Origin of the sequence: Microbispora sp. CL1-1 (genome assembly GCF_012034195.1) — a bacterium.
In the GTDB taxonomy this organism is placed as follows: Bacteria; Actinomycetota; Actinomycetes; order Streptosporangiales; family Streptosporangiaceae; genus Microbispora.
This window is the reverse complement of the sequence record NZ_JAATEK010000018.1, coordinates 106,811-129,899: the sequence shown is the minus strand read 5'-3', so window position 1 is coordinate 129,899 and position 23,089 is coordinate 106,811. Positions and strand designations below refer to the sequence as shown.

At 69.4% G+C, this 23,089-nt stretch carries 23 protein-coding genes and 1 tRNA gene; 13 read left to right on the top strand and 11 right to left on the bottom strand.

Annotation, left to right across the window (positions count from 1 at the left end; all coding sequences use genetic code 11):
* Positions 1 to 54 precede the first annotated feature (54 nt).
* Positions 55 to 606, top strand: a complete 552-nt coding sequence (locus HCK04_RS21805; protein ID WP_142649211.1) for an HD domain-containing protein — start codon at positions 55 to 57, stop codon at positions 604 to 606.
* A 158-nt stretch (positions 607 to 764) separates the two neighbouring features.
* On the opposite strand, the gene HCK04_RS21800 is transcribed toward HCK04_RS21805, so the two are convergent.
* The 3 genes from HCK04_RS21800 to HCK04_RS21790 all read right to left on the bottom strand — a co-directional run bounded on the left by HCK04_RS21800 (position 765) and on the right by HCK04_RS21790 (position 2,633).
* Positions 765 to 1,274: a DUF3558 domain-containing protein gene (locus tag HCK04_RS21800; RefSeq protein WP_142649210.1), complete on the bottom strand. Its 510-nt coding sequence runs from the start codon at positions 1,272 to 1,274 to the stop codon at positions 765 to 767.
* 139 nt (positions 1,275 to 1,413) lie between these two features.
* Complete coding sequence (locus HCK04_RS21795) at positions 1,414 to 1,890, bottom strand: NUDIX domain-containing protein (protein WP_142649209.1); 477 nt, start codon at positions 1,888 to 1,890, stop codon at positions 1,414 to 1,416.
* Between the two features lie 2 nt (positions 1,891 to 1,892).
* Positions 1,893 to 2,633, bottom strand: coding sequence for an XRE family transcriptional regulator (locus HCK04_RS21790; protein WP_142649208.1), 741 nt, complete (start codon positions 2,631 to 2,633; stop codon positions 1,893 to 1,895).
* A gap of 150 nt (positions 2,634 to 2,783) precedes the next feature.
* On the opposite strand from HCK04_RS21790, the gene HCK04_RS21785 reads away from it, so the two are divergent.
* Positions 2,784 to 3,002, top strand: coding sequence for a hypothetical protein (locus tag HCK04_RS21785; protein ID WP_142649207.1), 219 nt, complete (start codon positions 2,784 to 2,786; stop codon positions 3,000 to 3,002).
* A 177-nt stretch (positions 3,003 to 3,179) separates the two neighbouring features.
* Here HCK04_RS21785 and HCK04_RS21780 read toward each other — a convergent pair whose 3' ends face one another.
* Positions 3,180 to 3,536, bottom strand: coding sequence for a winged helix-turn-helix domain-containing protein (locus HCK04_RS21780; RefSeq protein ID WP_142649205.1), 357 nt, complete (start codon positions 3,534 to 3,536; stop codon positions 3,180 to 3,182).
* Between the two features lie 107 nt (positions 3,537 to 3,643).
* Here HCK04_RS21780 and HCK04_RS21775 point away from each other — a divergent pair, with 107 nt between their 5' ends.
* The 8 genes from HCK04_RS21775 to HCK04_RS21740 all read left to right on the top strand — a co-directional run bounded on the left by HCK04_RS21775 (position 3,644) and on the right by HCK04_RS21740 (position 9,587).
* Complete coding sequence (locus tag HCK04_RS21775) at positions 3,644 to 3,985, top strand: hypothetical protein (RefSeq protein ID WP_142649204.1); 342 nt, start codon at positions 3,644 to 3,646, stop codon at positions 3,983 to 3,985.
* Positions 3,978 to 5,318 (top strand): FtsK/SpoIIIE domain-containing protein, encoded by a 1,341-nt coding sequence (locus HCK04_RS21770; protein ID WP_142649203.1) that lies wholly within the window; start codon positions 3,978 to 3,980, stop codon positions 5,316 to 5,318. Before HCK04_RS21775 ends, HCK04_RS21770 begins: the two co-directional genes overlap by 8 nt.
* 18 nt (positions 5,319 to 5,336) lie before the next feature.
* Positions 5,337 to 5,996 carry a DUF2637 domain-containing protein gene (locus HCK04_RS21765; RefSeq protein ID WP_142649202.1) on the top strand — a complete coding sequence of 220 codons (660 nt, stop codon included), beginning with the start codon at positions 5,337 to 5,339 and terminating at the stop codon, positions 5,994 to 5,996.
* Between the two features lie 17 nt (positions 5,997 to 6,013).
* Entirely contained in the window at positions 6,014 to 6,367 is a 354-nt protein-coding gene (locus tag HCK04_RS21760; RefSeq protein WP_142649201.1) for a hypothetical protein, read from the top strand.
* Between the two features lie 21 nt (positions 6,368 to 6,388).
* Positions 6,389 to 6,529: a hypothetical protein gene (locus tag HCK04_RS21755; protein ID WP_168066148.1), complete on the top strand. Its 141-nt coding sequence runs from the start codon at positions 6,389 to 6,391 to the stop codon at positions 6,527 to 6,529.
* Between the two features lie 96 nt (positions 6,530 to 6,625).
* Entirely contained in the window at positions 6,626 to 8,017 is a 1,392-nt protein-coding gene (locus HCK04_RS21750) for a replication initiator (protein ID WP_142649200.1), read from the top strand.
* Positions 8,014 to 8,205 (top strand): helix-turn-helix domain-containing protein, encoded by a 192-nt coding sequence (locus HCK04_RS21745; RefSeq protein ID WP_168066146.1) that lies wholly within the window; start codon positions 8,014 to 8,016, stop codon positions 8,203 to 8,205. The genes HCK04_RS21750 and HCK04_RS21745 overlap by 4 nt, the downstream gene beginning before the upstream one ends.
* Positions 8,202 to 9,587: a tyrosine-type recombinase/integrase gene (locus tag HCK04_RS21740; RefSeq protein ID WP_142649199.1), complete on the top strand. Its 1,386-nt coding sequence runs from the start codon at positions 8,202 to 8,204 to the stop codon at positions 9,585 to 9,587. Before HCK04_RS21745 ends, HCK04_RS21740 begins: the two co-directional genes overlap by 4 nt.
* 1,598 nt (positions 9,588 to 11,185) lie before the next feature.
* Here HCK04_RS21740 and HCK04_RS21735 read toward each other — a convergent pair.
* Both HCK04_RS21735 and HCK04_RS21730 read right to left on the bottom strand, forming a co-directional pair.
* A tRNA-Ser gene (locus HCK04_RS21735) sits at positions 11,186 to 11,274 on the bottom strand.
* Positions 11,275 to 11,365: 91 nt separating this feature from the next.
* Positions 11,366 to 13,075: a MinD/ParA family protein gene (locus tag HCK04_RS21730; protein WP_260617366.1), complete on the bottom strand. Its 1,710-nt coding sequence runs from the start codon at positions 13,073 to 13,075 to the stop codon at positions 11,366 to 11,368.
* A gap of 987 nt (positions 13,076 to 14,062) precedes the next feature.
* On the opposite strand from HCK04_RS21730, the gene HCK04_RS21725 reads away from it, so the two are divergent.
* Both HCK04_RS21725 and HCK04_RS21720 read left to right on the top strand, forming a co-directional pair.
* The gene (locus tag HCK04_RS21725) at positions 14,063 to 15,025 is read left to right on the top strand and encodes an NAD(P)H-quinone oxidoreductase (protein WP_142649197.1); all 963 of its coding nucleotides are present in this window, start codon (positions 14,063 to 14,065) and stop codon (positions 15,023 to 15,025) included.
* A 58-nt stretch (positions 15,026 to 15,083) separates the two neighbouring features.
* Positions 15,084 to 15,611 carry a bacterial proteasome activator family protein gene (locus tag HCK04_RS21720; protein WP_142619167.1) on the top strand — a complete coding sequence of 176 codons (528 nt, stop codon included), beginning with the start codon at positions 15,084 to 15,086 and terminating at the stop codon, positions 15,609 to 15,611.
* A gap of 89 nt (positions 15,612 to 15,700) precedes the next feature.
* On the opposite strand, the gene HCK04_RS21715 is transcribed toward HCK04_RS21720, so the two are convergent.
* Complete coding sequence (locus tag HCK04_RS21715; protein ID WP_142649196.1) at positions 15,701 to 16,498, bottom strand: HAD family hydrolase; 798 nt, start codon at positions 16,496 to 16,498, stop codon at positions 15,701 to 15,703.
* A gap of 240 nt (positions 16,499 to 16,738) precedes the next feature.
* Here HCK04_RS21715 and HCK04_RS21710 point away from each other — a divergent pair, with 240 nt between their 5' ends.
* Positions 16,739 to 16,942: a cold-shock protein gene (locus HCK04_RS21710; protein WP_030511000.1), complete on the top strand. Its 204-nt coding sequence runs from the start codon at positions 16,739 to 16,741 to the stop codon at positions 16,940 to 16,942.
* A 322-nt stretch (positions 16,943 to 17,264) separates the two neighbouring features.
* Here the strand turns inward: HCK04_RS21710 and serS are convergent, their stop codons facing one another.
* The 4 genes from serS to HCK04_RS21690 all read right to left on the bottom strand — a co-directional run bounded on the left by serS (position 17,265) and on the right by HCK04_RS21690 (position 21,592).
* Positions 17,265 to 18,530 (bottom strand): serine--tRNA ligase, encoded by a 1,266-nt coding sequence (serS, locus tag HCK04_RS21705; protein ID WP_142649195.1) that lies wholly within the window; start codon positions 18,528 to 18,530, stop codon positions 17,265 to 17,267.
* A 38-nt stretch (positions 18,531 to 18,568) separates the two neighbouring features.
* Positions 18,569 to 19,489 (bottom strand): prephenate dehydratase, encoded by a 921-nt coding sequence (gene pheA, locus HCK04_RS21700; RefSeq protein ID WP_142649194.1) that lies wholly within the window; start codon positions 19,487 to 19,489, stop codon positions 18,569 to 18,571.
* A gap of 281 nt (positions 19,490 to 19,770) precedes the next feature.
* The gene (locus HCK04_RS21695) at positions 19,771 to 20,187 is read right to left on the bottom strand and encodes a DUF4446 family protein (protein WP_185949009.1); all 417 of its coding nucleotides are present in this window, start codon (positions 20,185 to 20,187) and stop codon (positions 19,771 to 19,773) included.
* 22 nt (positions 20,188 to 20,209) lie between these two features.
* On the bottom strand, positions 20,210 to 21,592 hold the full coding sequence (locus tag HCK04_RS21690) for a glycosyltransferase 87 family protein (RefSeq protein ID WP_142649193.1): 1,383 nt from the start codon (positions 21,590 to 21,592) through the stop codon (positions 20,210 to 20,212).
* Positions 21,593 to 23,089: the final 1,497 nt, after the last annotated feature.

The window sequence follows — 23,089 nt, the reverse complement described above, 5'->3', positions numbered from 1 at the left end:
GACGTCCGGGTTGGAGCTCTAGGTCGGGGCCGCGGAGTGCTTATCGTCTGTCTCATGGGACAAGCCGAGTGGGCGCGTGATCTGGCCGAACGACTCCTTGCCGAGCCGCTCCCTCGGCGCTGGGCACACACGCAGGGTGTGGCGGCGCGGGCCGCTTCGCTGGCCCCGATCCTCGGCGACGAAGCCGACACGCTGACCGCCGCCGCCTACCTGCACGACATCGGCTACTCCCCTGAGCTGGTCGACACCGGGTTTCATCCCCTCGATGGCGCCCGCTACCTGCGCGATGTGGCGGGCGCCGACGAGCGGCTGTGCCGCCTGGTCGCCCATCACTCCTGCGCGGTCAACGAGGCCACAGAACGCAACCTGTATGACGCCTTGACCAGGGAGTTCGCCCCGGAGCGGCGGGAGCTGGCCGATGCGCTGACCTACTGCGACATGACCACCGGCCCCGACGGCCGGCACCTCGACGTGCGTGAACGACTGGCTGAGATCCATTCTCGGTACGGCCCCGATCACCTGGTGAGCCGCTCGATCACCGCATCGACACCGTGCATCCTGGCCGCCGTTCAGGCAATGCAAGGACGGCTTTCACGAAGCACATGACGTGATCGACCACTCCGGCTGGGAGCACTGGAGATACACCTATGGGGCGGCGAGTGATACGCCGGATATCCGAGCCGCCTCGACTTCGCAGACGAGGAAGCGCGGCGGAGTGCGCCAGCGGGATGGACCGTATTCGTGGAGGCGACCGGGGCGATCAGCTATACGCGGCCCTGAAGGATCTTGCTAAGTCGGAGGGCGGTCTCCTGGCGGCCGTCCGGGCTGGCGGTTCTCACCTTGATCCCGCAGTAGTCCCCGCCACGGCAGGGGAACCACAGCTCGCCGTGCGTCTCGTCGTACGTGGCGCCGTCAACGACTCCGCTCACGGGCTGTCCGATCTCGGCCACGGACTCGTACTGGGCCTTGGGCAGCACCGCCGCGAAAATCGCCTCGTTGATTCCGTCCTTGGCGCTCGAGGCCGTCCAGACGCATCCGCCGAATGTGTAGTCCTGCTGGCCGCCGTCATGCGGGCCGATCGCCTCAGCGACCTCCTCCTTGGTAAGGAACTTGCAGCTGTCGCTGTTGCCGGAGCCTTCTCCCGCGGGGGGCTCTGCACCGGGAAGACCCACCGAGCTGGAACCATCGGACTCGGCGCCGCCTCCGCAGGCCACGACCAACGCCAGCGCACTGCCAAGAATCGCAATGAGCGTGCACTTCCTGAGAAGCTCCATGAATCGTCCCTTCGCATATGGGGCGTCATGGCGGTGAGAATCGCGCAGGGTCGATAACGACTTCAACACGGCCAGAGCCTCCAGTCACGAGCAGTTGCGTTCTCGGTCCCCTTCACTGTCATCAACGTTTTTGCACGCCCTACCCGATATGGGGCCGGCCGATATCGGCAAGATAGTGGCCGATCCGCAGGGCCATTGACCGGTCCATCGGCAGCGTCTCCACCTCGGCACGTGGCACCCAGCGGACCTCGGTGGATTCGCTGCTGGGGGTCGGCTCGCCGCTGACGGCGTGAGCGGTGAGGACGATGGAGAACTCTTGGCGGGCCTCGCCGTTGCTGGTGTAGAAGATCACGTGGCGGGGGTCGGTGTAGGTGCCGACGAGGCCGGTGATCTCGCACAGCACGCCGGTCTCTTCAAGGGTCTCCCGTATAGCGGCCTGGGGGAGGGATTCGCCGAGGTCGATGGCACCACCGGGGACGGCCCAGTTGCCGTTGTCGCTACGGCGGATCATGAGAATGTCCCCGGCCTCGTTGGTGACGACGACGTTGACGGACGGGACCAGGCTGTTCGGTTTGGGAGCGTCAGGGTCGTCGTAGTAGTCGATCCGGCGGGCCACGATCACGACCCTACCGGCGTGGCCTGCTTCCACACCCGCTCGAAACTCTCCACGTAGGTGGTGACCATGTCCCCGCCTAAGACCTTGCGCAGGTGCAGGACAGGCGCGTTGCCGGCGGGGACCCCGTACACGTGGGTGTTGACGAGCATCTGATCGTCGCCGCGGTAGATGGAGTTGTACAGCACCGTGCGGTGTAGTCGGATCTCCACCCCGTCCAGGCCGCGGATGGGCCGGTAGAGGACGAGGACGTTGCGAATCTTGGCAGCCATGCCGTCATCGATGCCTTCGTCGGCGCCGCGCTGGGCGACCTCGGGACTGTCGGGGTCGCCGAGCAGGATGCGCACCCTCACTCCGGCTGCGGCCTTCTCGCCGAGCATGCGCACGATGCCGGCGTCGTCGGCGAGGAACAGGCCGCTGTAGACGAGGATGCCGATCTCGTCCTGTGCCTGGGCGAACAGACGTCCCCAGGCGTCCCGGGGGACGGCCCAGCGGTGCGGGTAGACGGTGACGATCTCGCTCTCGGACGCCGACGCCACCTGCTCGCGCGTTAACGCCTCAGGCCACAGGTAGCTCTCATCCATCCCCAGGTGGGTGGCGACGGCGTACCTGTGTTTTCGGTACGGTGCGCGGCCTTTGGTGATCCAGCGTTCGACGGTCTTGGGGTCCACCTGGATCGCGGTCGCCAGTTCGGCGATGCTCACCCCGCGTTCCAGAAGGGCCGCGCGTAGTCGCTCGTTGGCCATTTCACCTGCCGCGTCAGGACGTCCAGGGACGTGGCAATCGTAGACGGGACGTCTTGAACATGTCCCGTCGTGTAGTGATCTCGTCCTGCCCTTCCGCCGCACGCTCGGTGTCACAACGCACCACTACCTGCGACGGAAGGAGAACAGACCATGACAGAGACCACGATTGCCCCACCGGAGGAGAGCCCCGACTGCGCCTGCGGCGCGCTCCTGAAGCCCGGACAGATCCACTGCAGCAAGTGCCTCGCCCGTCAGCGCTGGGAGCGGCGCGAGAAGGCCCAGCGCAGGGCCGCCCGGCGTCGCGCCATCACCCGCCGTCCCCCGCGCGGCCCGCGCAGCGCCGCCGCCCTGGGGGTGATCTGGTCGTGAGTTCGCTGCCTCTGATCATCGCCCTAGCGCTCAGCGCGGTCGTGGCCGTCGGCTTCGTGGCGGTCCTGGTCGGCATCCGGCGAGAGGACAAGGCCATGTTCCGTGGCAGCGCCTCCGGGGATGCGTCGGCACGGCTGGCCCGTCACGTGACGGGCTTGAAGGTCCGGAACGGCGGCCCTACGTCTCGGATCGCTGAGACAAGGTCGCTTCGACCCGCGCCAGGCGTTCCGACAGGTCCTGTACGGCGGTGCGTAGCGCAATGACCTCGCTCGCCAAGTCGCCCGCCGGCCCCGGCTCGATGTCGGGGACGTCTTCCCGGACGAACACGCCTTTGCCCTGCTGGCCGATGACCAGGCCCTCGGTCCGCAAGATCCCGACCGCGAGCTTCACGACGCTGAGCGAGGCGTCGTACCGGGCGGCGAGCTGGGTGGTCGACGGCAGTGGGGAGCCGGGCGGCAGAGATCCGCCGCGTATCTGCTCGCGCAGATCGTCGGCGATCTGGAGGTAACCGGGCCGTCCCGTCTTCTTGACCATCGCCCCTTATCTCAGCACAGCAACACGACCAAGCCAACCGAGAGAACATTGACAACCAGGCCAACCTAGTTAACTATGTTGGCCATGAGGCTAAGGAGGTCCACAAGATGCGCACCATTCCAATCCCGGTCGACGTGACCAAGCTGCAGTTCGTCTGCGTCCGCGCGCCCCGCCCGCGCGTCCTCAACCAGGACACGGGCGAGATCAAGACCGACAAGAACGGCAACACCGTCTACGAGATCGTCCTGTCGGTGGAGGACGAGTTCGGCCGGATCGAACTCGTCAAGGTCGGCACCTCCGGCGAGCCCCAGGTGGCCGCCGGACAGGACGTCACCCCGATCGGCCTGGTCGGCTACGTCTGGGAGATGTCCCGGGGCGGCGAGGCCCGCTGGGGCATCAGCTACCGGGCCAGCTCGATCGTCCCGGCAGGGGTGACCGCTCATGCGTGACGCCCTGGTCGTACTGCTCGCGGGCCTGGCCGCTGCGGCGGCCGGCCTGTGGGCCTGGCGCCACCTGCACTACCGGTCGTACTGGCTGCTCGTCGGCTTTCCGCTGATGGCCGTCACGATCTGGGCGACCTGGCGCAAAGTCGCCCTCGGCTGCGGCCTGACCAAGAAGCGCCAACGCTGGTGGTTCACCACCGTCCCCGGTGCGATCGCCTCCACCGGGATCGTGAAGGTACGGCGGCGCTTCCAGCGAGTCGCGGTCGACACCAAGCCCTTCATGTGGCTACCGCTCCCGACCCGGCACGGCTGGCGCGTCACCGTCCACACCCTCGAAGGGCAGATCCCCGCCGACTACGCCCAGGCCGCCGAACGGCTCGCGCACTCCTGGGGTGTCCACGCCGTACGCGTCTCCTCACCTCGGCCCGGCCGCGTGGTCCTGGCCGCCACCGTGCGGGACCCGCTCGTCCGGCTCGACCACCTCCCGACCTCGGGCGACCTTCTCACCGTCCACGTCGGGCGGCTGGAGACCGGCGGCCTGTGGACGATCGACTTCCGCACCGTTCCGCACTGGATCAACGCCGGGGCCACCCAATCAGGCAAGTCCAACCTGGCGAATGCCCTGCTGGTCGGGCTCGCTCCGCAACCGGTCGCCCTGGTCGGCATCGACCTCAAAGGCGGCGTCGAGTTCACCCCGTACGCCCCCCGCCTGTCGGCACTGGCCACCACACGAGCCGAGAGCGTGACGCTGCTGGATGACCTGGTGGCGCTCATGGTCGACCGGATGGGGCTGTGTCGTACGGCCGGGGCACGCAACATCTGGCAACTGCCGCCCGGCGTGCGCCCGGTCCCGGTCGTGGTGCTGGTCGACGAGCTGGCGGAGCTGTACCTGATGGCCGACAAGTCCGAGAAAGACGAGATCGCCCACACCTCCACCGCACTGCTGCGGGTGTCCCAACTCGGGCGGGCGTTCGGCATCTACCTGTTCTGCTCCGGCCAGCGGATCGGCTCCGACCTCGGCCCCGGCGTCACCGCCCTACGCGCCCAGTGCTCAGGGCGGATCTGCCACCGGGTCAACGATCCTGAGACGGCGACCATGACCCTCGGCGACCTCGACCCCGCCGCCCTGGTCTCTGCTCGCGCGATCCCCGCCGAAACCCCCGGCGTCGCGATCGTCGCATCCCAGGACGGCCAGTGGTACCGCGCCCGCTCCTTCTACGTCGCCGAGCAGGTCGCCGAACGCGCCGCCCGCACCTACGCCCACCTCACCCCGGACTGGGCCGACATCGTCCAGCCCGCCCGGGACGAGGCCGCCCTGTCCGACCTGCTGTCCGCCTGACCGAGAAAGGGGGTAACGATGCGACGCCTTGCCTCATGGCTACTCGACACCGGGCCGGTCCTCGTCCTGGCCGCCATCGCGGGTGCCGGATCGTTCACCCACATCCGCGACACCGCCACCACCCACGGACAGACCGGCTGGATGTCCTGGGCCGTGGCCGTCTGCGTCGACCTCACCTGCGTCATGGCCGCCCGCGAACGCCAGCGGGACAAGAAGACCGGACGCCAGCACAACGGGTGGGTGTCCTGGCCGACGCTCGTCCTGGCCGGCGGCATCGTCCTGTCCCTGGCCGCCAACCTCCACAAAGCCGAACCCACCATGTGGGGCTGGCTGACAGCCGCCACCCCCGCCGGGGCATTCCTCATCGCCGTCTCGATGCTCGAACGCCGCGCCGCCGCCCCTCGTCCCGCCCAGTCCACGCCCGTCCTGACCGTCGACGCCGTCCCGTCCTCACCGTCCCCGGCCCCGGCGCTCGTCCCCGCCGTACAGGACGGGCAGGACGGCGAGCCGGGACCGTCCCCGGCGCTGGTCGACTACGCCCGCCGCGTGGCTGACGAACACCAGGCCAAGCACGGCAAGCCGATCACCCGCGACCTGCTGCGCGCCCGCCTGGGCGTGTCCAACCAGCTCGCCTCCGACCTGCTACACACCCTGCGCACCGCGTCCGAATCCGCCTAGTGAAAGGAGATCACCACATGACCAACGACGACCATCGGACCGCCCTCATCGTCGGACTCCGCGCCCTGGCCGACTTCCTGGACGCCAACCCGGCCGTCCCCGTCCCACTCTCGGTCAACGTGCTGCACTTCCCGCACCGCGCCACGGACACCGAGATGTGCGCCGAGGTCGACCACATCGCCGAACTGCTCGGCGCTTCGATCAACCAGGAGTTCGGCCACTACGGCGCTTCGGTCTACTTCGGACCGGTGGAGTACAAGGCCGTGGCCATCCTCTCCGCCCGTCGCGCCCAGTACGAGGCCGACCGCAGCTATGAGGGCTGCATCCAGCCCGACCCCATCCCCAACAAGAACGCGGCGCAGGCCGCCTAACCACGAAAGGAGGTAACGGCCATGCCCGACACCGAGCAGGCCCCGCCCGCGGCTCCCGTGCCGATCACGCCGCGGCGGTGGCAGTGCTGCCACTGCGGCGGAGGCGGTCTCGACTCCTACGGCGAGACCTGCCGCCACTGTGACGGGCTCGGCTTCTGCTGAACCCGTCAGCGCCCCCGGCCTGGCCGTACATCCGCCAAGACAACCGCCAGGTCGGGGGCCATCCCTCCACCCATCGAGTGAAAGGAGGTCTCCATCTTGCCCGTAACATCCGCCAACGCGCACGCCATCCGCGGCGCCATCGCCCGGCTCAACAACCCTGACTGCTCCCGCTTCGCCTCCCAGATCCGCCGTACGGGCGGCTGCCGCCAGCCGATCCACCTGCGCGGCAAGGTCGAACACTGGGACAAGGCCACCGGGACCCTGCTGCACCGCTACAGCACCCGCCTCGAACCCGATGGTGTCCTGCGCGTCCCGTGCAAGACCCGCCGCGCCTCCCGCTGCCCGGCCTGCGCCGAGACCTACCGGGCCGACACCTACCACCTCATCCGCGCCGGCCTCGTCGGCGGCAAGGGCGTCCCCGCGTCGGTGACTGCGCACCCGTGCCTGTTCGTCACGCTCACCGCGCCGTCGTTCGGCCCGGTTCATACCCGCAGGCAGCACAACGGGAGCGTCCTGCCCTGCCACCCCCGCCGCGACGCCGAGACCTGCTCGCACGGACGTGTCCTGTCCTGCACCGCTCGGCACGGGGCCGACGATGACCGCCTCGGCGAGCCGCTGTGCCCCGACTGCTACGACTACACCGGCTCAGTACTGTTCAACGCGGTCGCGCCGCTGCTGTGGAAGCGCTTCGCTGATGCCCTGCGGCGGCACCTGGCCAAGCTCGGCGGACTGACTCTCCGCGACATGCGGGACCAGCTCGTTGTCTCCTTCGCCAAGGTTGCTGAGTACCAGCGGCGCGGAGTCGTCCACCTGCACGCCGTGATCCGCCTCGACGGCCCGGCCGGGCCCATCTCCCCGCCCCCGGCCTGGGCCACCCTCGACCTGCTCACCCAGGCCGTCGAGCATGCCGCCGCCGTGGTGACAGCCAAGGTGCCCGCGTACGACAGCCACCCGGAACGGGTGCTGCGCTGGGGCGCCCAACTCGACACCCGCCCGATCGCTCTCGACGGCGAGTTGACCGACCAGGCCGTTGCGGGCTACATCGCCAAGTATGCGACTAAGGCCGCCGAATGTGTCGGCACCATCGACCGGCGCATCGTCCCCGGCGAGGACCTGACCGCCCTACCCATCCGCGACCACGCCCGGCGACTCATTGCCGAATGCCTCCACCTCGGCACCCTTGAGGAGTTGTCCGAACTTCGGCTGACCCAGTGGGCGCACATGCTCGGCTTCCGCGGCCACTTCTCCACCCGATCCCGCCGCTACTCCACCACCCTCGGCGACATCCGCGCCGACCGACAGAACCACGCCCGCGACGAAGACATCACCACCGGCCGCCTGCCCCTCCTCGACGAGGACACCGTCCTCGTCATCAGCGAATGGGAGTACGCAGGAAAGGGTTACTCCTCAGGAGACGCCCTCGTCGCCGGACTCACTGGGTCACCGACGCTGGCGTCGCCGTCACCAGTCGGGAGTCACGCCCGATGACGCGCAACGACCGACTCCTGACCGTGCCCGAGGTGCTCACCGAGCTCGGAGGCGTTTCCCGCCGGACCTTCTACCGCTGGCGAGAGCTCGGCCACGCGCCCAAGTGTGTCAAGCTCCCGAACGGCGAACTCCGCATCTGGCGGAGCGATCTCGCAGCCTGGCTGGAATCCCTCCGGGAGGCTGCGTGAACACCTCCTATGACGTGAAGCTCTGGGACATCCGGCCAAACCGGACCAGCAAAGCGCCCTCCTACATCGTGCGTTGGAAGGTAGGCCCCAAGGAGAAGTCCAAGGCCTTTCGGACCAAGGCCCTGGCCGAGAGCTTCCTGTCTGACCTCCGCCAAGCGTCTAAGCGTGGTGAGACCTTCGACCTGGAAACGGGGCTTCCCGTCTCCCTGGTGAAGGTCAAGCAGGCCGTCACCTGGTTCGCCTTCGTCCTGGCCTACATCGATATGAAGTGGCCGCACGCTGCGGCGAAAACTCGGGACAGTCTGACTGACGCTCTCGCGACGGTGACGCCCGCCCTCGTCGACGAGGACGCTCCTGGCAAGCCGGATCCGATGGTCCTGAGGGAAGCGCTGCGCCAGTACGTTCTTCCCCCAGCATCTCGGCAACTGGAGCGTCCGGCGGGCATTACGGAGGCTGTCGCGTGGCTCGAACGTCACTCGCTCGCCGTGGCCGACTTGGCGAAGGTTCGAAACGTGCGGCTCGGCCTTGATGCCCTGACGCTTCGGCTCGACGGCGGGGCGGCTGCGGCTACGACGATCGCACGGAAGCGGTCGGTGTTCTACAACGTCCTGCAGTACGCGGTAGACCTGGAAGAGCTGCCCTCGAACCCGATCGACAAGGTGAAGGCGTGGAAGCCGCCGAAAGTCCGTGAGGTCGTGGATCGGCGGGTAGTGGTCAACCCGGCACAAGCTCGGGAGCTGCTCGTGGCGGTGACCTATGCAGGGCGTCTCGACCGTGGCCGGCACCTCCGGGCCTTCTTCGCCTGCCTCTACTTCGCCGGCCTTCGACCCGCCGAGGCCCTTGGCCTCCGCACGCAGGACTGTCACCTTCCGGAGTCGGGGTGGGGGCGCCTGGTCCTGGCGAAGTCCAAGCCTCAGGCGAACAAACGGTGGACCGATAGCGGGGAAGCTCACGACGATCGCGGCCTGAAGCACCGTGCACAGGATGAGGGGCGTCCGGTGCCGATCCCGCCGGAACTGGTGGCCATCCTCCGCGAGCACATCGAGGAGTTCGGCGTCCACGATGACGGGCGCCTCTTCCGAACGACGAGGGGCGGCGTGATCTCCATAGGGACATACTGCGAGGCGTGGCAGAAGGCTCGAATGCTGGCTCTAACGCCGGAACAGGTCGTGTCCCCGTTGGCAGCACGGCCCTACGACCTCCGGCACGCTGCCGTCTCGCTGTGGCTCAACGCCGGAGTAGCCGCTCCCGAAGTTGCCGAACGAGCCGGGCATGGTGTCGACGTACTACTCAGGGTCTATGCCAAGTGCATCGATGGCGGTGCTGAGGTCGCCAATCGCCGCATAGAGGAGGCTCTCGACTCCTGCCGAGGTCCTGCGTAGACTGCCGCAGCCCTTGCCCTGCCCGGGCGGGACGCCAGCACTTACACGACCTTCTTGGAGTGTCGGCGCGGGATCAATACCGCCGGGGACGACCCCGCCGCCCGCCGCCGTGCCCGCTGACCTCCTCCGCAAGCAGCCATCGCAACAGCCCCAGCCCTCCCTCTCGCAACCGCGAACGCATTCGACGAGCAAGAAGCTTCATGAGCTGCTTTGCCTGACGCAAATACCAAACGGCAGCCGGAAGAGCAAGTAGGGCTGTAAGACCGTACTGACGAATTATTTCATTTGAAGACACATCTACTTCCTTGCCCTCCGGCCACGAATCCCAATAAGGGATTCGTGGCCGGACGAATTTAAGCACAGTCAGGGGAGAGACAGCGCCGAATGTCCCCGAGGAGAGGCCATCCCGGCATGACGGCAACCCCGGGCGGGACGTGGAACTCGACTCTAGAATCCGGACTGTCTGGATTTGGGATCAGGATCTTCGAGAGCACCTGTACTGGTTCATCGTCTAGCATGGTCCATTTGGCCCCACTGGCGCCCTCACAGAACACCGCACAAATGCCTCGGGCCTCCTTCGAAACACTTACCTGCACACCATGCAGGTGGCTTGCGGTCTTCATGTCAGGGCACGCGCTGCGATAGGTCGGCCTCCAAGGGATATGGTCCCCGTGGGGCCAACTCCCGCCCTGCCTCGGGGGGCCCGGCCATCCCCTTCGGATGTATGGGTAGCGGGCCGTCGCTAGATCCAGACGCTCCCCGCGGCTTTCCAGGGAAGCAGCCCCGATGAAAGCACGGTGGTAGGTTAAGTCCTCGGTCGCCAGAGTCACCCTTGCGCGACGTCCCCGCTTATCGCGCACTGTGCAGTGGAGCAACCCCCATCCAAACGGTACGGGAATGAGAGCGGCCCCAAGGCAGGTTCCTTCGTAAGATCCTCCGCATTCGTCAGGTGAGATCTCGGAGTACTCCTTTATCTCCGGTTCCTCTAAGACAGCGGTCACGTAGGGGACTAGCTTCTCCTTTGCCAGATTTCCAGGAGAGCTGTAGCGGTCCCTGCGGTTGTTTCTCGCCATGCCCTAAATGCTGCCGGGTTCGAGACGCCTGCGCCACCCAGCCTTTTCCAGCACCTATTTGCTCACCTCGTGACTGCATGAGCTGGGCGAATGGCCGTTCGCAGGCCCTCCACAGGCACGCGTTACGGGAAGCCAAGGCCGGACCGTTATCTATCTGTTACATTTGAGCGCTACGGCTGGGATCGACGCGCCGGCGTTCCACGCCATGCGTGATTGCCCCCTCGCGCGGCGCTAGCGACCATCCCTGCCAGGCAATGTGTCCACCAGGCCTGCCAGTGGCGTCCTCGGCCGGTCGCACGTCGCGGATCTCGGCAGGAACCCGGAATGCAGGCGACTTCTACCTCGCCAAGCCTCCTCGGCTCGAGGAGGCAACCTAGGGAGACTCCCGCAAGATCATCCCGTGGATATAACGTGGACAGCGGCCGAGGGCTGCTCAGGGTGGCGTACGGCTGCACATGGCCGGAACGAGCGACGGCGTCCGACCGGCGCGAAACCGCTGGTCAGACGCCGTTTTGGCTGGTTGAGCGGAGAGCGTGGGATTCGAACCCACGAGACCGGTCACCCGGCCTAGCGGTTTTCAAGACCGCCGCCATCGTCCACTAGGCGAGCTCTCCCCTGCGCTCCGTGCTGGAACGCCACGCAGCAGCCTAGTCTCTCACTCCCTCGTACGTGACCGCGACCGTGAAAGAGATCATCCGTGCTCGCTCACAGGTGGTCCGGGATCTCCGAGAACCTGGGCGCGGCCAGCGCGTGTGGCCCGGCGAAGCCGTCGCCCACGGAGGCCGCGAGGCGGAGGTAGGCGTCCCTGGTGGCCTGCTGCAGGCGGTCCAGGTCGATCTCCGCGCCCTCCTCCAGGTGGGCGTCGTACGGCACCCGCACCACGGTGCGGCAGCGGGCGGCGAAGTGGGCCTCCAGCTTGTCGAGGTCCACTGTGGACTTCGACCGCGGCCGTACGCTGCAGAGCACCACGGTGGCGGCCCGCACGAGGTCGCCGTAGTGGTGCGCCTCCAGCCAGTCCAGTGTGGCCGAGGCCGCCCGGGCGCCGTCCACGGACGGCGAGCTGACGAGCACGATCTGGTCGGCCATGCCGAGCACCCCCGACATGGCGGAGTGCAGGAGACCGGTGCCGCAGTCGGTGATGCAGATCGAGTAGAAGTTCTCCAGCACGTTCGCCACCGCGTGGTAGTCCTTGGCGCTGAACGCCTCCGACACCGACGGGTCGCGGTCCGACGCCAGGATCTCCAGCCGCGAGGGCGTCTGCGAGGTGAAGGCCCGGATGTCCACGTATCGCTTGATCTGCGCCCGCTCGTTCAGCAGGTCGCGTACGGTGGCCGCGGTCTCCAGCTCGACCTTGTCGGAGAGCGTTCCACGGTCGGGGTTGGCGTCGACCGCGATGACCCGGTCGCCGCGCACCTGCGCGAGCGTGGCGCCGAGCCCGACGGTCGTCGTGGTCTTGCCCACCCCTCCCTTGAGGCTGAGCACGGCGACCCGGTGGTGACCGGTGGCGACGGGCGTGCGGGCGCGCTGCACGAGCTCACGACGCCGCCGCACCTCCGGGGCCTCACCCGGCTTGATCAGCCCGGCGGACGCCTTGTAGACCAGCCGCCGCCAGCCCGTCGCGGGAGCGTTCCGCCGCCCCCGCAGCAGGGTGACCGGGTCGAGGCTGTCGGCGGTCGGCTTCGAGCCTGCCGACTTCCCCGTCGTACGCGCGGGCGAGCTGAAGGCAGAGACGGGAGCCGGTCGGCGCGGGGCCTGGTACGCCTCCCGCTCCGCCACCGCGTCGCGTTCCACGGGCGGCGTCTCCACCGGCGCGGAGGCGCGCTCGGGCGCGGGCTGCGGCGCCGGTGCGGGCTGCGGTGACGGCGTCGGCACCGGTGCGGGTGCAGGCGGGGGCGGAGGTGCCGCCGCCGCGACCGGCCCCGGCTCGTACGGCTTTCGCTCCTCGGCGGCCAACTCCTCCCGCAGCGAGCCGGTGAAGCGGTCGTCGGCGAAGTCCGGCACGGCCTCGGCCCGTGGGGGGCCGAACGGAGACGGGATCTCCGGCGGCGCGGGCGGCTCCTCCGGCTCGTCGGAAACGGCGGGATCCTGCTGGGCCGCCGGCACCGGCACGGCCGGCTCCAGCCAGCCCCGCAGCGGCTCCTTGGTGGACGACGTGCCGGAGACGGACTCGCCGCCAGTGAACGCACCGAGATTCTTGTAGGCGTCGGTGTCCGCCGGGGAGCCCGGGAAGGAACCACTGAAGAGAGGTGTGGTGAAGGACGATGCACCACCCGGCTGGGAGTGGCCGTCGTCCTCCGCCTGCGGCTGGTCGTCGCCCGGCGTCTCGTTCGAGATCTCCTCTGAGGACTCCGATTCCGAGCCCGGAGAAGCGTCGGAAGACCTCGGCGAGGACGACTCCGCAGACCGGTCCGGCACCTGCTCGGAGTCCGACGCCGCCCCGAAACCGGCCGCCCCGGAACCGAAGGACGGGGCCTTCACCGGTCCCGTCGAGGTGGCGGACTCCTCGGCCCTCGTCCCCGGCGGCGTGCCGAACGCGGTGGACGACTCGGCCGGGGCGCTCTCACGCGTGTCCGCAGGCGAGGACGTAGGGGACGCAGCCGAGGACGCGGGCCTGGTCACGAAGGCCGTCGTGTCACTCAGATTCGTCGTCTCACCGAAGCCCGGGTCGCGGAAGCCCGGGTCGCGGAAGCCCGCGTCACCGAAGCCCGCGTCACCGAAGCCCGCGTCACCGAAGCCAGGGGTGCCCACGCCAGGGTCGCGCAGGCCCGCGTCACCGAACTTCGTGTCGCCGAAGCGCGCAGTGTCGCCGAACCCCGAGTCACCAAACCCCGGCTCGCCAAACCCCGGCTCGCCAAAGCCCAGGTCGCGGAAGCTGGTCTCGCTTCCATACCCGACCCCAAATTCGGACTTTTTGCCGCTTTCATACCCAAAGCGGTCCGAATAGTCAGGATCGAAGAGGGGGTCTCGGACGGGACCGGTGGACGACGACTCGGACGTCTGCACGTCCTCCTGCGCCGGAGCGCCATAGCCGGAGCCGGCAGCGCTGTCGGCCGCGCCGCGGAGCAGGCCGCCGGACGCGGGCTCGGCCGGTACGAGACTCCACGGGTCGGCCGGGTACGGCGAGGCGGGCTCGGGCTCGGCGGCCGGTGGCGGCGTTGGAGAGGCGAGCGTGGCCGAGGTGACCGCGCTGACCGCTATCTCCACCTCGTCGGGCATTTCCTTGATCGCGTCAAGCCATGCCAGCTGGTCTTCGAGAGAATGGGGATCCTCACGATCATGTCTCGCCACCGTGTACCCCCTCGGGCTGGGCTAATGGGGTAGCAAACACATTGCAGATTAGCGCCACGTAATACGGTGAATGCGGGCAACCGCCGAGTTCTCCGCCACGCTACTTTAGGTCACATGCGTGCGATCGTGATTTCCGAACCCGGCGGACCCGAGGTTTTGGCCTGGCAGGAAGTGCCCGACCCGCGTCCCGGCCCAGGTGAGGTGCTCATCGAGGTCGCCGCCTCGGCCGTCAACCGGGCGGATCTGCTCCAGCGGCGCGGTCTCTACCCGCCGCCGCCCGGAGCCTCCGAGATCCCGGGGCTCGAGTGCTCCGGCACGATCATCGAGGTCGGCGAGAACGTCCCGCATCTCGCGCCCGGCGACCGCGTCTGCGCCCTGCTGGCCGGCGGCGGGTACGCCGAACGGGTGGCGGTGCCCTGGCAGCAGGTGATGCCGGTGCCGGAGGGCGTCACGCTGGACGAGGCCGCCGGTCTCCCCGAGGTCGCCTGCACGGTCTGGTCGAACGTCTTCATGACCGCCCGCCTCCGGAAGGGCGAGACCCTGCTCGTCCACGGCGGCGCGAGCGGCATCGGCACGATGGCCATCCAGCTCGCCAAGGCGTTCGGCTCCCGCGTGCTCGTGACGGCCGGCTCCGCGGACAAGCTCGCGCGCTGCCGCGAGCTCGGCGCGGACGACGGCGTCAACTACCGCGAGGAGGACTTCGCCGAGCGGTTCAAGGGGCAGGCCGACGTCATCCTCGACATCATCGGGGCGAAGTATCTGCCCGGGAACCTGCGCGCCCTCGCGACCGGCGGCCGCCTGGTCGTGATCGGCCTGCAGGGCGGCGCGAAGGGCGAGCTCGACCTCGGCACGCTGCTCGCCAAGCGGGCCTCGATCCACGCGACCGGGCTGCGCACCCGCCCGGTGGACGACAAGGGCGCGATCTGCCGGGGCGTGGTCGACAACGTGTGGCCGCTCGTCGCCGCCGGTGCCGTACGGCCCGTGGTGCACGAGCGGATCCCGCTCGACCAGGCGGCCCGCGCTCACCAGATGCTCGAAGAGGGTGAACACATCGGAAAGCTGCTGCTGGTCAGGTGAGTTAAGTTGATGGGGTGAGCACGGTGTGCCCCGGCGAATCAGGAGTTGTAAACGATCGATGAACGCAGACGAGAGCACGCCGCAGATCGTGGTCGTTGGGCCGCAGGGCCTTTCGGTCTCCGGCGGCAACGGTAAGGGCGAGCACGAGGAGCGGTCCGTCGCCGATCTGGTGGAGCAGCCCGCCAAGGTGATGCGGATCGGCAGCATGATCCGCCAGCTGCTGGAGGAGGTGCGGGCGGCTCCCCTCGACGACGCCAGTCGCAAGCGGCTCAAGGACATCCACCAGAGCTCGATCAAGGAGCTTGAGGAGGGCCTGGCCCCCGAGCTGGTGGAGGAGCTGGAACGGCTGTCCCTGCCGTTCAGCGACGAGAACGAGACCCCGCCGAGCGACGCGGAGCTGAGGGTCGCGCACGCCCAGCTCGTCGGCTGGCTTGAGGGCCTGTTCCACGGCATCCAGACCACGCTGTTCGCGCAGCAGATGGCCGCTCGCGCGCAGCTGGAGCAGATGCGCCGCGCGCTCCCCGGCGGCATGACCCAGGGCGGGCAGGACGACCAGGGCCACCGCGCGGGCGGCCCCTACCTGTAAACCCCGAAACCCGTAGAACCCGGAAAGCCCCGGAGACCCCGCAAAACCCCGAACACGGACCCCGGCACCAACCCCAGGCGCCAAGCGACTCAGAACAGGGTCTCCAGCACGACCGCCACACCGTCGTCGTTGTTGGCCGCCGTCACGTGATCGACGGCGGCCAGCACGTCGCGGTGGGCGTTCGCCACGGCGTACGACGTGCCGGCCCAGGTCAGCATCGGCAGGTCGTTCGGCATGTCGCCGAAGGCGACCACCTCCGCGGGCTTGATCCCCATCTCCTCGGCCAGCGTGGCCAGCGCCGTGGCCTTGGTCACACCGCGCGCGCTCATCTCGATCAGCGCACGGCCGCTGGAGTGGGTCGGGGTCACGAGGTCGCCGACGATCTCCAGCACCCCCTGGTGCAGATCGTCGGGGTCCATCGAGGGGTGCTGGGCGAGCAGCTTGACGCACGGCTGGGACGTCAGCGCCGCGACGGCCACGATCTGCCTGTACGACAGCTCCCGGGCGTCCCAGCGCCCCAGCACGTAGGCGGCCTCGTGCGCGAAGCCCCCTTCGTACTCGACGGAGAACCTGAGGCCGGGCACCTGCCGCCGCAGCCGGGCGACGCACTCTTCGAGCACGTCGGCGGCGATCAGACGCGACTCGATGATCTCCTCGGTGTGGAGGTCGTACACGAGCGCGCCGTTCGCGCAGATCGCCAGCCCCCGGTGCCGTACGGCTCCCGCGACGTTGTACATCCAGCGGGGCGGCCGGCCGGTCACGAAGACGAGGGCCCCACCGGCCTCTTCCACGCGGGCGAAGGCGGCGGCGGTACGCGGAGAGATCGTTCCGTCGGTGCGCAGCGCGGTGCCGTCGAGGTCCGTGGCGACGAGGCGGGGGCAGGTCATGACAGGTTCCAGTGTGCACCGAAACATGCCGTGCCATGCCCTCTGCCACACGCGGGGCGAGAAACTTCGCCCGGACGTGGAACACCAACGGGCTACATAGTGTTAGATGTGAAGGCGTTGTATTAGCTGTTCCCGTAGCGAAAACCAGTTTGACTGTATGAGCCACCCGGGGAGCTGTGCGACACACCCGGGGTCCACGAGGTGTGGTCCCCAAGATTCACTTCCTTAGGGAGAGCAGTAATGGCTCAGGGAACCGTCAAGTGGTTCAACGCTGAGAAGGGCTTCGGCTTCATCGCACCGGACGGCGGCGAGCCCGACGTGTTCGTGCACTTCTCCGCGATCACTGGCAGCGGCTACCGCAACCTCGAGGACGGCCAGCGGGTCGAGTTCGAGGTCATCGCTGGTCCGAAGGGTCCGCAGGCGTCGAACGTCCGGGGCATCTGACCTGACTTGACGAAGGCGGGGTTCGCGTCGGCGAGCCCCGCCTTTCGCATGCCCGGGGTCTACGGCCATTAGGACGTGAGCAGACCCCCTGAAGGCCCGGGCGCATGAAAGTTTCACGCCGGGGCTCTTCTCGGCACCTGGACGTCGTCCGAACCGGGAGATTTACATCACATCTAACGGTCCTGCCGTCAAAAGTTGCAGATTGTACTTTTGCCGGACAACGGTCCGCTGCCCGGTCGCCGCGTGAACCCGCCGCAGAACGTCGTCATGAGACACGAAGACCTCCGCACGTGACACGTACGGAGGCCCTCGATCGAAGGGTCTAGCGGGAGAGCGGCTCCAGGACGTCGAGCCCCACGTAGGGCCGCAACGCCTTGGGGACGACCACCGAGCCGTCGGCCTGCTGGTGGTTCTCCAGGATCGCCACGATCCAGCGGGTGGTCGCCAGCGTGCCGTTGAGGGTGGCCACGTGCTGCGGCTTGCCCTCCTCGTCGCGGTAGCGCACCTTCAGCCGGCGGGCCTGGTAGTCGGTGCAGTTGGAGGTCGAGGTGAGCTCGCGGTAGCGGCCCTGCGTGGGCACCCAGCCCTCGCAGTCATACTTGCGCGCCGCCGACGAGCCGAGGTCGCCGCCCGCCACGTCGATCACGCGGTAGGGGATCTCGACCTTCTCCAGCATCTCCTTCTCCCAGGCGAGGAGCCGCAGGTGCTCCTCGTGCGCCTCCTCGGGACGGCAGTAGGAGAACATCTCCACCTTGTCGAACTGGTGGACGCGGATGATGCCCCGGGTGTCCTTGCCGTACGACCCGGCCTCGCGGCGGAAGCAGGACGACCACCCGGCGTAGCGCATCGGCAGCGCCGACCGGTCGAGGATCTCGTCGGAGTGGTAGGCCGCCAGCGGCACCTCGCTGGTGCCGACGAGATAGAGGTCGTCGGCCTCAAGCCGGTAGACCTCGCTCGCGTGGGCGCCGAGGAAGCCGGTGCCGGCCATCGCCTCGGGCTTGACCAGCACGGGCGTGATCATCGGCGTGAAGCCGGCCTCGACGGCCTGCTGGATCGCCATGTTGAGCAGCCCGAGCTGCAGCCGCGCGCCGACGCCCTTGAGGAAGAAGAACCGGGCGCCGGACACCTTGGCCCCGCGCTCGGTGTCGATCGCGCCGAGCAGCTCGCCCAGCTCGACGTGGTCGCGGGGCTCGAAGTCGAAGACCGGCTTCTCACCGACCTCCTCAAGCACGACGTAGTCGTCCTCGCCGCCGGGGGGCGCGCCCTCTTCGACGATGTTCGGGACGGTCATGAGCAGCTCGTCGAGCTCGCTCGCCAGCGCGGCGGCCTCGGTCTCGGCCGCCTTCACCTGCGCGGCCAGTTCCTTCGCACGGTCGAGCAGCGCCTGGCGCTCGTCCCCGGACGCGCGGGACACCGACTTGCCGATGCTCTTCTGCTCGGCGCGCAGCGACTCGAAGGTGTTGAGCGCGGATCGGCGGCGCTCGTCGAGCGACAGCAGGGTCTCCACGACCGAATCGTCCTCGCCGCGGACGCGCTGCGACGCCCGGAGCCGGTCAGGGTCCTCACGAAGGGTACGCAGGTCAATCACGGCTCACAGGCTACCGGAGCCGGTGCGGCTCCCGCCCGTCAAGCGAGCCCGGCGCGGATCTTTGCGAGCCATTCCGCGGCCTCGGCGAAGTCGGCGTCGGCCGTACCCGCCTTGACCTGCGTCACAACCCGGTCGGCCCGCGGATAGCTGCCGAGGAAACGCAGATCGTCGCAGAGCCGGTGGAGACCGGAGACGGCCTCCCCGACCCGGGCGTCGGCGATGTGACCCTCGAAGTCGAAGTGGAAGAAGTAGCGGCCGATGCCGTCGCCGGTGGGGCGCGACTCGATGCGGGTCAGGTTGACCCCGCGCACCGCGAACTCGCTCAGCATCTCCAGCAGCGCGCCCGGGTGGTCGTCGCGCAGGAAGGCCACGAGCGAGGTGCGGTCGGCGCCGGTCGGCGCGGGCAGATGGCCGGGGCGGTTCACCTTGATGAACCGGGTGACGGTGTCGGAGCGGTCGCCGATGTTCGAGGCGATCGCGTCGAGCCCGTAGTACTCCCCGGCGATGGCCGGGCTGATCGCCGCGTCGTACGGAGACCCGGGAGAGGCGACCTCCTGCGCGGCGGCGGCCGTCGACGAGGCCGCGATCACCACGGCGCCGGGCATCTCGCGCTCGATGAACCCACGGCACTGGGTGTGCGCCGCCGGGTGGGTGAGGACCCGCTTGATCTGGGCCAGCTCCGTGCCGGGCCGTACCAGAAGGGAGAACTCGACCGGAAGCAGCCACTCGCCGGTGATGTGGAGCGGCCTCCCCCCGGCCAGCTCGTCGAGGGTCTGCGTGATCGCCCCCTCCACCGAGTTTTCCAGCGGGACCACCGCGCCGTCCGCCTCGCCGTCGCGGGCGGCGTCGAGCGCGGCTCCCACGTTGGCGCAGGGCAGGCGCTCGGCATCCGGCTCCAGGAGTCGCAGGGCCGCCTCACAGAAGGTGCCCTGAGGCCCCAGGTACGCGAGCTTCGACATGTCCTCAAGGGTATCCACAGGTAGGCGTGGCGGAGATGCGAAGACACCCCTGCGGTTACAGGCTTTCGCCCATGAACCCGCCGTACCGCCTGCTCAGGGGGCGTACGGCCCCTCGTCCGGCCCCACCTCCGGCCCGGCCGCTCAGCGCGGGAGGCGTTACAGTCCGGCTGCTCAGCGCGGGAGGCACCGGGTCCCCTGGGCAAGCGCGGGGGTCCCCGGCCACTCAGCGCGGGAGGGTTACGGCCCGGCGCTCAGCGCGGGAGGCGTTACAGTCCGGCTGCTCAGCGCGGGAGGCGTTGCGGCTCGGCCTCCGGCCCGATGCCGAGCCGGGCGGCCCGCACGGCGTGCTCCTCCTCCGGCGACAGCGGCTGCAGCCCCTTCCCCCCGCGTACGGCACGGGCGTACGTGCGGGTCTCGGTGCGTCCGTTAATGGACGTCAGCACGACGCCGTCGCCGAAGCCGTTGATGAGCGCGAGCGAGAACGACAGCCTGCCGGTCATCTCGTCGAGCGCGTCATAGCGATAGAGCGCCACGTCGCGGATGGCCCTGCTGTCCACCGGGCCGTCGGCGGCCCGCCGGTCGAGGGCGTCCAGGCACACCCCCACGGAACGGCGGGCGGTGCGCAGCGCGATCAGGCCGACGGCCACGCCGGTCACTCCCGCCAGCACAGCCACTATCTCCACAACGGTAACCAGCACGGCACCGAGCGTAATGTTTTGGTCAACTCGCCGCAGCGGGAACGGCGACAGCGGCCCGCCGCCGGGGCAGCCACGAGCCGAGGAGCCAGACCAGGCCGATCGCGCCGAGCCCGAAGGCGTTCTGCACGATCTTGCCCACGACCGGGCTGAGCACGGGGATCTCCAGCGCCTTGAGCGTCACCCCCCACCACGGGATGGGCAGCACGTAGTAGAGCCACACGCCCGCCGCGACCAGCAGCCTGACCCGGTCGCGCCCCGACCCGGCGAGGGCCGCGAGCACGACCACGACCCAGGCGATGTGGTGGATCCAGGCCACCGGCGAGAGCAGCACCGCCATCAGCCCGGTGAGCGCCACCGCCGTCATCATGTCGCCGTCCAGGTGTGCCCGGCGGGCGCGGCGGAAGCCGTACCAGCCGATCACGGCGACGGCGGCGAGCCAGATCACGGTGGTCAGCCGGCCGGGCAGGTAGAGCCGCAGCAGCATGCCGCGCAGCGACTGGTTGGTGGTGGCGGCGTTCGCGCCCAGACGCTCGGAGTCGAGCAGCGCCCCGAACCAGAAGTCCCGGGCGTCGTCGAACATCACCAGGAACGGCAGCAGCGTGAGCAGGGCCGCCGTGAACACCGCCATGCACAGGGCCCGGCGCTGCGCTGTGCTTCCGTGGCGCTGCCTTGTGTCCCCCTGCCGGGCGGGGAAGGCGGTGATCGCCAGATAGACGAGGAACACCCCGGGGGTGAGCTTCACCGCCGTGGCGAGGCCGATCAGCATGCCGCGCGGCCACCACGGTCTGCGCGCCACGCAGTCGAGCAGGCACAACGCCATGAGGAACAGGTCCACCTGACCGAACCTGAACTGGTCCCTGATCGGCATGAGATAGGTGCACGCGGCGGACAGCACCGCGAACACCAGCGGCGCGGCCAGGGGCCCGCGCAGGCGGCCCAAGAAAGAGCCGCCCAGGAAAGAGCCGCTCAGAAAAGAGCCGCCCAGGAAAGAGTCACGCAGGAAGGAGCCGCTCACGCCGCCCGGGGCGGCGTCGCGTACGCCGTCCAGGAAGGCGCGGAAGGCGTGCCGGACCGTCACGGCGAGCACGGTGACGAGAGCGATCGTCCACACCCACTGCGCGACCGGCCACGACATCATGGCGAGCGGCACCGCCAGCATCGCGGCCACCGGCGGATAGGTGAACGGCAGCAGTTGGGGAGCCGGCGTGATCACGTCATAGACGGGCAGGCCCTGCAGCAGTGCCCAGCCACCCGTACGGTAGACGTCCAGGTCCACCAGACGCTGGTCCTCGGGATTGGTCAGCCAGTAGGCGATGAGCGGCGACGCCGCGGCGGCCAGTGCCACCAGGGCGAGCGCCCACGCCCACGCGGGCCGCCGGGCCCCGGCTATCCGGCCAGTCGTCATGACCAGGCAGGCTACCGTGGACCGTGTCCGCACCGTTATCGATCATGAGGGAGCGCGGAACAGTGCGTGGCAGGCCCGCGAGGCTCCTCGCGTCGATCCTGGTGCTCGTCGTGGCGGCCCTCGTCCTGCCCGTCGCCCCCGCGTCGGCCGTACGGCAGGCCGTCCCGGTGACGGGCCGGGTGGTGGTGATCGGGGTGCCCGGCCTGCGCTGGGACGATCTCGACGCGCGGCGGACCCCCGCGCTGTGGGGGCTGGCCGCCCGCGGCTCCAGCGCGTCGCTGTCCACGAGGGCGGTCCCTCCCGAGGGGCTGCCGGTCACCTGCCCGGCCGCCGGCTGGCTGACGGTCTCCGCGGGCCAGCGGGCGGGGACTCCCGGCCCCGGCTGCGCGCCCCTTCCCGAGCCCGTCACCACCGCCGACGGCGGCGCGACGATCCCGGGCTGGTCCGAGCTGGTCGCCGTGCAGCAGGCCGGGCCCTTCAAGGCCAGGCTCGGGCTGCTCGCCGACACCGTGACCACCGCCGGGGGAAAGATCGCGGCCATCGGCCCGGGGGCCGCCCTGGCCGCCGCCGACCGTTCCGGCAGGGTCGCGACGTACGCCGCCTCCCCGGCCGCGCTGCCCGACCTCACACCGTACGCCCTCGTGGTCGCCGAGGCGGGGGAGATCACCAAGGCCTGGGCCGACGACTCGCGTGGCCAGGCCCGGCGGGAGGCCGTGAGCGCGGCCGACAGGACCGTCGCCGAGGTGCTCGCCAAGGTGCCCGCCGGTTCGACCGTGCTCGTGGCGGGGCTGTCCGATTCCGGGTCGATCGCCCACCTGCACGTCGCCATCGCCTCCGGCGGGCCGTACGGGCACGGGTCGCTGACCGCCGCCTCGACCCGCCAGCAGGCGCTCGTCACGATCACCGACGTCACGACGACGGTCACCCACCTGCTCGGCCTCCCCACGCCCGAGGGCGCGGTCGGCCGGGCGTGGTCCGGGGACGGCGGCGCGCCCTCGGTGACCGAGCTCGCCGACGCCGACCTGGCGAGCCAGGTGCTCAGGGAGGTCAGGGAGCCGTTCTTCATCACGCTGGTCGCCGCGCAACTGCTCTTCTACGGCCTGGCCGCGCTCGTGATCAGGCGTTATCGGCGCATGCCGACGACCACGCGGGTCGTCGCGACGGTCAGCGGCGCACTTCCGGTGTCGATCTTCCTGGCGCAGCTCGTGCCGTGGTGGGGCTTCGCCCACCCGATGCCCGCCCTGCTCGGCACGATCCTCGGCTTCGCCGTCCTGGTGGCCGGGCTCGCGTACGCCGGGCCGTGGCGCCGCCACGTGCTGGGGCCGCCCGCCGTGGTCGCCGGGGTCAGCTCGCTCGCGCTGCTCGCCGACGTGGTGACGGGCTCGCGGCTGCAGGTGAACGCGGTGGCCGGCTACGAACCCGTGACCGGCGGCAGGTTCTACGGCTTCGGCAACATGGCCTTCGCCGTCTATTCGACCGGCACGATCCTGCTCCTGG